Here is a 7,437-nt window from a genome sequence, read left to right on the forward strand (position 1 = left end):
GGCTCAGTTATCTTCCGGTTCGCTGTGGCGGGCGTGGCTGATGGAGTGCGTGCGTTGTTCTGCCATGTTCATTCACACCTCCAGTGCTGTGGGCTGGTTGTGCTCGGCATGTGCCGGGTGCACGATGCCGGCCTCGAATTCGTTACGGAAATACTTGAGGGCGCTGGCCAACGGCTCGACGGCGCCAGGGGCATGGGCGCAGAAGGTTTTGCCGGGGCCGAGGAAGTCGCACAGCTGTTCCAGGGTTTCGATATCGCCGGGCTGGCCTTGACCCAGTTCCAGGGCGCGCAGCAGCTTGACGCTCCAGGGCAGGCCGTCGCGGCAGGGGGTGCAGAAGCCGCAGGACTCGCGGGAGAAGAATTCCTCCATGTTGCGCAGCAGGCCGACCATGTTGACGCTGTCGTCCAGCGCCATGGCCAGGCCGGTGCCCATACGCGTGCCGACCTTGGCGATGCCAGCGGCGTACATCGGTGCATCCAAATGCTCCGGCAGCAGGAAGCCGGTGCCGGCGCCACCTGGTTGCCAGGCTTTCAGGCGGCTGCCAGCGCGCATGCCACCGGCATAGTCCTCGAGCAGTTCGCGGGCCGGGATACCGAATGGCAACTCCCACAGCCCAGGCTGCTTCACCTTGCCGGAAAAACCCATCAGCTTGCTGCCGTGGTCCTCGCTGCCGGGACGGGCCAGGGCTTGGTACCAAGCCACGCCGTTGCCGATGATCGCCGGCACGTTGCACAGGGTTTCGACGTTGTTCACGCAGGTCGGTTTGCCCCACACGCCGACGGCCGCGGGAAAGGGCGGCTTGGAGCGCGGGTTGGCACGGCGCCCTTCGAGGGAGCTGATCAGCGCCGTCTCCTCGCCGCAGATATAGCGGCCGGCGCCGGTGTGCACGAACAGCTCGAAGTCGAAACCGCTGCCGAGGATGTTGCGTCCCAGCAGGCCGGCGGCCTTGGCTTCCTCGACCGCGCGGTTGAGGTGGCGGGCGCAGTCGACGTATTCGCCGCGCAGGAAGATGTAGCCACGGTAGGCCTTGAGCGCGCGGGCGCTGATCAGCATGCCCTCGATCAACAGGTGCGGCAGCTGTTCCATCAGCAGGCGGTCTTTGTAGGTGTTGGGCTCCATCTCGTCGGCGTTGCACAGCAGGTAACGTTTATCCAGCGACTCGTCCTTGGGCATCAACCCCCACTTCACTCCGGTGGGAAAGCCGGCACCGCCGCGGCCCTTGAGGCCGCTGTCCTTGACCTGTTGGGTGATCTCGTCCGGGCTGAGTTGGCTCAAGGCATGCCGCGCGGCGCTGTAGCCGTTTTGCCGCTGGTATTCGTCCAGCCACACGGGCTCGCCGTCGTCGCGCAGGCGCCAGGTCAGCGGATGGGTGTCGGTCGGGCGTGGCACCCGGTTCGCGGTGCTCAGGGACACGCAACTCATGGGTAGCGCTCCAGCAGTTGATTGACGGTGGCGGCGTCCAGGTGGCTGTGGGTGTCGTCGTCGATCATCAGGGTCGGCGCCTTGTCGCAGTTGCCCAGGCAGCACACCGGCAGCAGGGTGAAGCGGCCGTCGCGGCTGGTCCCGCCCAGGCCGATGCCCAGTTCCTGATGCAAGGCCTCCTGGATCGCCTCATGGCCATTGATATAGCAGACCATGCTGTCGCACAGGCGGATGATGTGCCGACCCACGGGCTGACGGAAAATCTGGCTGTAGAAGGTCGCCACGCCCTCTACGTCGCTGGCGGGGATGCCGAGCAGCGCGCCTATGGCCTCGGCGGCGCCGTCGGGCACCCAGCCGCGGGCCTTCTGCACGATCTTCAGCGCTTCGATGGACGCCGCACGCGGATCTTCGTAGTGCTGCATCTCATGCTCGATGGCCGCACGTTCGTCGTGGCTGAGGGCGAAGCGGTCGGTTTGAATCAGCGTGCTAGTCATATCAGCGGTCCACGTCGGCCATGACGAAATCGATGCTGCCCAGGTAGGCGATCAGGTCGGCGACCATGCTGCCGTTGATCACCGCCGGGATCTGCTGCAGGTGCGGGAAGCTCGGGGTGCGAATCCGCGTGCGGTAGCTCATGGTGCTGCCGTCGCTGGTTAGGTAGTAACTGTTGATGCCCTTGGTCGCCTCGATCATCTGAAACGCCTCGTTGGCCGGCATCACCGGGCCCCAGGACACCTGCAGGAAATGGGTGATCAGGGTTTCGATGTGCTGTAGGGTGCGTTCTTTCGGTGGCGGCGTGGTCAGCGGGTGATCGGCCTTGTAGGGGCCCGCCGGCATGTTGTTCAGGCATTGCTCGATGATCCGCAGGCTCTGGCGCATTTCCTCGACGCGGATGATGCAGCGGTCGTAGGCATCGCCATTCACCGCTAAAGGAATCTCGAAATCGAAGTGCTGGTAACCGGAATACGGGCGCGCCTTGCGCAGGTCGAAGTCCAGTCCGGTGGCGCGCAGGCCGGAGCCGGTGACGCCCCACGCCAGCGCCTGTTGGGTGTTGTAGGCGGCGACGCCGAGGGTGCGGCCACGCAGGATGCTGTTCTGCAGCGCGGCTTTTTCGTACTCGTCGAGGCGCTTGGGCAGCCAGGCGACGAAGTCCCGCACCAGCTTGTCCCAGCCGCGCGGCAGGTCATGGGCGACGCCGCCGATGCGGTACCAGGCCGGGTGCATGCGAAAACCGGTGATGGCCTCGATCACCTGGTAGGCGCGCTGGCGATCGGTGAAGGTGAAGAACACCGGGGTCATGGCGCCGACGTCCTGGATATAGGTGCCGAGGAACAGCAGGTGGCTGTTGATGCGGAAGAACTCGGCGAGCATCACCCGGATGAAGTCGACCCGGTCCGGTACGGTAATGCCGGCCAGTTTTTCCACCGCCAGCACGTAGGGCAGGTTGTTCATCACCCCGCCGAGGTAATCGATGCGGTCGGTGTAGGGGATGAAACTGTGCCAGGACTGGCGCTCGGCCATCTTCTCGGCGCCGCGATGGTGGTAGCCGACTTCGGGTACGCAGTCGACGATTTCCTCGCCATCCAGTTGCAGAATGATGCGAAAAGCGCCGTGAGCCGAAGGGTGGTTGGGACCGAGGTTGAGGAACATATAGTCCTCGGTTTCGCTGTGGCGCTGCATGCCCCAGTCCTCCGGTTGGAAGCGCAGCGCTTCCTGCTCCAGGTCCTGCTTGGCGGCGGACAGGCTGTAGGGGTCGAATTCGGTGGCGCGGGCCGGGTAATCCTTGCGCAGCGGATGACCTTCCCAGGTCGGCGGCATCATGATCCGCGTCAAATGCGGATGGCCATCGAAGTGGATGCCGAACATGTCCCAGACTTCCCGCTCGTACCAGTTGGCGTTGGGCCAGATGCGCGTGGCGCTGGGTAGCTTGAGGTCGTTTTCCTGCAGGGCAACCTTGATCATCACGTCGCTGTTCCGCTCGATCGACAGCAGGTGATAGAACACGCTGTAGTCCGCCGCCGGCAGCCCACGGCGCTGGGTGCGCAGACGCTCGTCCATGCCGTGCAGGTCATAGAGCATGACGTAGGGCTTGGGCAGTTGACGCAGGTAGCCCAGTACCTCCAGCAGCAACTCACGCGCGACCCAGAGCACCGGCATGCCAGTACGCGTGTTTTGCAGGGTGAAGGCCTCGGCGCCGAATCGCGCGTGCAGCTCGGCGACCACATCGTCAGTGGCTGTGGGTGGCGGCGCTGTGTGTAGGGCACTGGGTGCAGTCATGGTGTCGTGGCTATCCGTTAGCGGCAGGCGTTAATCGGAACTCGAGTCAAACTTCATCAGGGCTGCGCAGGTTGGTGACTTGAATCCGCTCGGCACGGCGTTGTTCTCGCTGCGAGGGCATCTCGGCGCGGTACACCCCTTGATCGCCGACCACCCAGGACAGTGGGCGGCGTTCCTGGCCGATGGACTCCTGCAGCAGCATCAAGCCTTGCAGAAATGCCTCGGGCCGGGGCGGGCAGCCGGGTACGTAGACATCCACCGGAAGAAACTTGTCGACGCCCTGCACCACAGAATAGATGTCGTACATGCCCCCGGAGTTGGCGCAGGATCCCATGGAGATCACCCACTTGGGTTCGAGCATCTGTTCGTAGAGGCGCTGGATGATCGGCGCCATCTTGATGAAACAGGTGCCGGCGATGACCATGAAGTCCGCCTGGCGCGGCGAGGCGCGGATGACTTCGGCGCCGAAACGGGCAATGTCATGCGGTGCGGTGAAGGCCGTGGTCATCTCCACGTAGCAGCAGGAGAGGCCGAAGTTGTACGGCCAGAGGGAGTTCTTGCGGCCCCAGTTGACTGCGCCGTTGAGCACCTCTTCCAGCTTGCCCATGTAAATATTGCGGTGCACCTGACCTTCGAGTGGATCGCCGACGGTCTCGCGCTCGCCAATCGGGTATTGCTGATTGGGCGCGTTGGGGTCGATTCGGGTGAGTTTGTATTGCACGCCTGCACCTCAAGATTTGGGTTTGCTGGCGAGGCGCTTGCGGCGCGCCTCTGGAGCCCAGTCGAGGGCGCCGATCCGGGCCAGATAAACCAACCCGGCCAGGAGAATCGCGATGAATATCAACGCCTCGATAAACCCAGCCCAGCCGCTTTCACGCAGCGAGACGGCCCAGGCGAAGAGAAACAAGGCCTCCACATCGAAGATCACGAACAGCATCGCTACCAGGTAGAACTTGGCGGAAAAGCGTAGGCGGGCCCCCCCAGTGGAGACGATGCCGGACTCGAACGGCTCGTTCTTGCTGCGCCCCCAGGCTTTGCTGCCCAGCAGGCTGGAGACCCCGAGCATAAAGGCGCACAAACCCGCAACGCCTAGAAGAAAAACCGCTAACCCCCAGTTATGGGCCAGGCTCATTACCGCATCTGGCATGCCGTACTCCTCGCTAAGGAAGGGTATTGCTCGTGCATCGCTCCCTGCGCCTGCGTCTCGGCGCTTAGTTCAATACTAGGCGGGCTTCTGCAAGTCAGTGAATTTATGCCGAAAAAAAATTGTCACGGCTGCCCGTCACCCTGCAGCGAAGGGTTGACCGCCGGACACCCGGCAAGGGCTGCGGCGAAAAGGGCGGGTGATTGAGGCGGGGAAGGTAACTAACCGGCCAGCACGGCCGGTTAGTTCGGATGGAGCATTGACCCGGAGGGCTACAGCAGGCGTCGACCGTCGTCGCGCGTGATGATGACCGTCGACGAGCGCGGCCGCTTACCCGGGCCGTCCGGCCAGGTACTGAGCAAGTTGCTGGCGGTCGAGCCTTCACCGGGGTGCTGGATATTCACGAACAGCGTGCGGAAATCCGGGGTGGCGGTGATGCCGGTAATTTCCGCGCCGAGCGGTCCGACCAGAAAGCGCTTCAACTCGCCGCTCTTCGGGTCGGCGACCAGCATCTGGTTGTTGCCGAAGGGGCCGCTGCCGAGTTGACTGCCGCTCATGTCGGTTTGAATCCACAGGCGGCCTTCATCATCGAACCACAGGCCGTCTGGGCTGGCCAGGCGGTTGTCGGCGCTCAGCGGCTGGCCGTTGGGCCCGACACTGTCGGTCTCCGGTCCGGCGAGGAGGAACAGGCTCCAGCTGAAGTGGCGGCCCGCGTAGTGTTTGCTGCCTTCGCGCCAGCGGATGATGTGGCCATAGGGGTTGGCGGTCCGTGGGTTGGCGGCGTCAGTCTCGCTGCGTGAGCTGTTGTTGGTGAGGGTGAAGTAGACCTCGCCGTTGTCGGGATTCACCGCGCCCCATTCCGGGCGATCCATCTTGGTCGCGCCGACGGCGTCGGCAGCCAGGCGAGTATTGATCAGCACCTCACCCTGGTCGGCGAAGCTCACCCCGGCCGTTTGGCAGGCCTGTTGAAAGCTCGCATCCTGAAGATCCAGCGCCAGCCACTCGCCGCTGCCGTCGGCATTGAACCGGGCGACGTACAGGGTGCCGTGATCCAGCAGTTGGCCATTGCTGCGTCCCGGACGGTATTTGTCACGGCTGACATATTTGTAGATGTACTCGTTCTGCGAGTCGTCGCCGGAGTAGCAGACCAGCGGCCGCCCCGGCTTAACGGGAGCGAACACCAGGCCCTCGTGGGCGAAGCGGCCGAGTGCGGTGCGTTTGATCGGCTGGGACTCGGGGGCGAAAGGATCTATTTCGACTATCCAGCCGAAGTGGTTGGGTTCGTTGCGGTAGTCGTCACTGGCGCTTGCGCCTGTGCGGGTGGCATCGAAGCGTTCGAACTCATCGCCGGCCACGCTTTCCCAGCCGTAGCGGCTGCTGCTGCGCAGGCCATAACGGCTCAGCTCGCGGGGCAGGCTGGGGTCGTCGCTGGCGAAATACCCGGCCCAGTTTTCCTCGCAGGTCAGGTAGGTGCCCCAGGGCGTGAAACCGTTGGAGCAGTTGTTCAGCGTGCCGCGGGTGGCCGTGCCGGTCGGGCTGTAGCGGGTTTGCAGCAGTACGTGGCCGCGTGCCGGGCCGCTGATCTGCATAGGGGTCGCGCCGGTGACGCGGCGGTTGCGGGCACTGGGCAGCACTGTCCACTCGCCGCGCGGCCCACGGCAAACTTCCACCACGGACACCCCGTGGGCGTTGATTTCCTTGCGTACTTGTTCGGCACTGGTGCGCTTGCCATCCACCACTGTGGGTCCATTGGGGTGGAGCAACCCGGCATCGATGTATTCATGGTTGAGCACCAGCAGGCCGTGATGGCTGTTGCGGCCGTGACCCTGCTGGGCATCGATAGGGAAGAAGTGCATGCCATCGTGGTGCATGCCGAGTTGCTCGGCCTGGTCCTGGGCGCTGTTGCTGCCGTCGTCGAGGTAGGCCGGGTAGCGACCGCTAAGCGGGGTGCCCCAGGGTATGAACGGGCTGGCCCGGTAGCCAGCAGGCACGCTGATGGTATCGGCGCGCGTCACGGCCACTGGGGCGAACGGCAACTTGCTGCGGCGTTTGAAAGAGAACCCCGCCGGGCCCTGGCTGGTCGGTTCAGCGGCATTGACCGCAGAGGGCAGGACCGCGCCCAGGAATGCCAAGGTGCCCAGTGCAGCACCGCCGGCCAACACCTGTCGGCGGGCGAGGCCGCCGCTGATCACTTGGTTGATGTGGGCGTTGGCGCAGTGATTGCTGAGTAACTCATCACCGCTACCGAACAACACCTCGTTGTCACTCTCATGTTGCATGGTCGGCTCCTTGGGCTGATCGAGGGAGCCTCGACGCTAAACAAACAACACGACGGAACGATTACAGGACATGTGCTGCAGTGCACAAATCGGGCAGGCACGCAGTTGCCCTAAGTCGCGGGAAGCGTTTGGCGTGAGCAGTATCAGGCTAGGGTCTGTTGCTGTTTCATTGCGAGCCGCGTTGCCGCGAGAAATGGCCCCCGATTAGGCGCAGGACGCGGGTAATGGTCATTCCCTTGCCAAGTCCTGCAACAACAGCGGGGGCCATTTCCCGCGCAACCCGAAGGGCCGGGCCTGTTTTTGCGCGATGCGGCG

At 64.0% G+C, this 7,437-nt stretch carries 6 protein-coding genes; all 6 read right to left on the minus strand.

Annotated elements, in window-relative coordinates:
• Window positions 1-72: 72 nt before the first annotated feature.
• Entirely contained in the window at window positions 73-1,422 is a 1,350-nt protein-coding gene (gene nuoF / locus FBY03_RS22185; RefSeq protein WP_147174513.1) for an NADH-quinone oxidoreductase subunit NuoF, read from the minus strand.
• Entirely contained in the window at window positions 1,419-1,916 is a 498-nt protein-coding gene (gene nuoE, locus FBY03_RS22190) for an NADH-quinone oxidoreductase subunit NuoE (RefSeq protein ID WP_147174514.1), read from the minus strand. Before nuoE ends, nuoF begins: the two co-directional genes overlap by 4 nt.
• Before the next feature lies 1 nt (window position 1,917).
• Window positions 1,918-3,699: an NADH-quinone oxidoreductase subunit C/D gene (nuoC, locus tag FBY03_RS22195; RefSeq protein ID WP_147174515.1), complete on the minus strand. Its 1,782-nt coding sequence runs from the start codon at window positions 3,697-3,699 to the stop codon at window positions 1,918-1,920.
• A gap of 46 nt (window positions 3,700-3,745) precedes the next feature.
• Window positions 3,746-4,420: an NADH-quinone oxidoreductase subunit B family protein gene (locus FBY03_RS22200; protein WP_147174516.1), complete on the minus strand. Its 675-nt coding sequence runs from the start codon at window positions 4,418-4,420 to the stop codon at window positions 3,746-3,748.
• Window positions 4,421-4,429: 9 nt separating this feature from the next.
• On the minus strand, window positions 4,430-4,846 hold the full coding sequence (locus FBY03_RS22205) for an NADH-quinone oxidoreductase subunit A (protein WP_147174517.1): 417 nt from the start codon (window positions 4,844-4,846) through the stop codon (window positions 4,430-4,432).
• A 269-nt stretch (window positions 4,847-5,115) separates the two neighbouring features.
• Window positions 5,116-7,122 carry a PhoX family phosphatase gene (locus tag FBY03_RS22210; protein WP_147174518.1) on the minus strand — a complete coding sequence of 669 codons (2,007 nt, stop codon included), beginning with the start codon at window positions 7,120-7,122 and terminating at the stop codon, window positions 5,116-5,118.
• Between the last annotated feature and the right edge of the window lie 315 nt (window positions 7,123-7,437).

It is taken from the genome of Pseudomonas sp. SJZ079 (genome assembly GCF_007993865.1).
In the GTDB taxonomy this organism is placed as follows: domain Bacteria; phylum Pseudomonadota; class Gammaproteobacteria; order Pseudomonadales; family Pseudomonadaceae; genus Aquipseudomonas.

Coding starts and splice junctions, on each gene's coding strand:
- nuoC (WP_147174515.1), bottom strand. CDS start 3,699: ATGACTGCACCCAGTGCCCTACACACAGCGCCGCCACCCACAGCCACT.
- FBY03_RS22205 (WP_147174517.1), bottom strand. CDS start 4,846: ATGCCAGATGCGGTAATGAGCCTGGCCCATAACTGGGGGTTAGCGGTT.
- nuoE (WP_147174514.1), bottom strand. CDS start 1,916: ATGACTAGCACGCTGATTCAAACCGACCGCTTCGCCCTCAGCCACGAC.
- FBY03_RS22210 (WP_147174518.1), bottom strand. CDS start 7,122: ATGCAACATGAGAGTGACAACGAGGTGTTGTTCGGTAGCGGTGATGAG.
- nuoF (WP_147174513.1), bottom strand. CDS start 1,422: ATGAGTTGCGTGTCCCTGAGCACCGCGAACCGGGTGCCACGCCCGACC.